At 28.1% G+C, this 1,606-nt stretch carries 2 protein-coding genes; both read right to left on the reverse strand.

Features of this window, described 5'->3' with window-relative positions; all coding sequences use genetic code 11:
* Positions 1-217: 217 nt before the first annotated feature.
* Positions 218-622, reverse strand: a complete 405-nt coding sequence (locus tag Q0739_RS14780) for a hypothetical protein (RefSeq protein WP_298239510.1) — start codon at positions 620-622, stop codon at positions 218-220.
* A gap of 192 nt (positions 623-814) precedes the next feature.
* Positions 815-1,516, reverse strand: coding sequence for a DUF2846 domain-containing protein (locus tag Q0739_RS14785; protein WP_298239511.1), 702 nt, complete (start codon positions 1,514-1,516; stop codon positions 815-817).
* Between the last annotated feature and the right edge of the window lie 90 nt (positions 1,517-1,606).

Below are 1,606 nucleotides of genomic sequence, written 5' to 3' on the forward strand. Positions count from 1 at the left end.
AATATTGAATTTCAACACTTTAATATACTAAATATTCTGCTTTTCTATGCTGAAAATTTGACTTTCTTACGTCGAACGTTTATGTATTAAGATTAGTGCGGTTTTGTGTGCGAGGATTTTTCGCAGGAAAATCAGATGTAACAAAACTGGACTAATCGCTGGATTAAGCACAGACCCAAGCATTAATTTTATACTTTGTTGCCCATAGTAGTTCTTTTTATTTTTTCGTAATTAATTCATTTGGAATCATATATGTTGCAGAATATTGTAATTCTTTACTCTGTTCTTTATAAATTTCAAATGCTTTTTTATACCAAGTTTTGTCATTTGGTTCAGTTTCGTATTGTTCACAAGTTAAAACACCATAAAACTCTCCATTTAAAAAAGGTTCTATTCCATAAATTCCAATGTTATAATCTTCAATTCGATCTAAAATAATTTCAAATTCTTTTTCCGAAAAGTAATATTCAGTTTCAACGTCAAATCCGTCATTCAAGTTTTTTAAACCATAGAATATTTTAATCTTTAAAAAGTCTAATTCTTTGAGGTAATCCTTTCTTGTGAAATTATTTTCAGTCATACTTATTAATTCAGATTTTGGCTTAATTTTTTCAACATTCAATTCTGCTTTTTATTCAGGTTATTTTATAATCTGAAAATTTCCATTTTTTTCTAAAATTCAGGTTTTTTAAATTACTAATTTATTCAATTTGAGTTCGTTAGTTCTATTATGGGCAACGTTTATGTATAAGAATAGTGCGGTTTTAAGCACAGACCCAAGCATTAATTTTATACTTTGTTACAAAACGTTTTTTTAATATTTGGGACTCTCTTTTTTCATAGTCAGAATAGCATATTTTGCAGTATTAGGATTATCAATAAAAATATTCATTCCATTTGTTACCATAAATCCAGAGTTAAACCCAGTAGTGTTATTTGAAATGGACCCAGAACTAAAAGTTGATTGACTACTCCAACCGGTATTTGTTCTCCAAGGTTCCCATTGTTCAAAACTTGCTTTAAATGAACCTCTAATAAAATAAGTCTCTCCTGTTGATGGTTTAATGGTGATAATATTCTTCTTGTCATTGTTCCAATTATATGTGTGGACTTCTCCTGCTTTTACCTTATGTAAATAATAACTATAAGTTTTTATATTAACAAAACTTTCTCCATTATACTCAACTTTGCAGGCTAAAGCCGAACCAGTATAAACATAAGGTCTGTAAAGATAAATATGAGCATAACCTTCCTCTGGTTTTACAATTTTTAAGTTCAAAGGATTATTTATAACTGACAGGTTTGAAATACTTAGGTCAGAAAAATTAAAGATATTTTTCTTTCTACTCTTTCCTTCACCTCTTTTAATAAACTCTATCCTTTTCCCTTTCAAACCAACTACTTTACAGAATATCGTATCATCTTCTTTAGTAACTAAAAAATCTGATTTGGAACTTTGTGAATACGAATTTATATGAATCAATATTAGTAAAAGAAGAGTTAGTTTTATGTTCATGTTGTTCATTTTAAATGTCTAGTCCTGAAATATGGCTACAGGTTAAAATTGAATTTACGCTGATAATTTATATACCATATTTGGTGTTTT

Source organism: uncultured Algibacter sp. (assembly GCF_947487605.1).
GTDB lineage: Bacteria > Bacteroidota > Bacteroidia > Flavobacteriales > Flavobacteriaceae > Algibacter_D.

Bases quoted from the DNA above. Each gene is read 5' to 3' on its own strand.
- Q0739_RS14785 (WP_298239511.1), bottom strand. From the start codon at position 1,516: ATGAACATAAAACTAACTCTTCTTTTACTAATATTGATTCATATAAAT.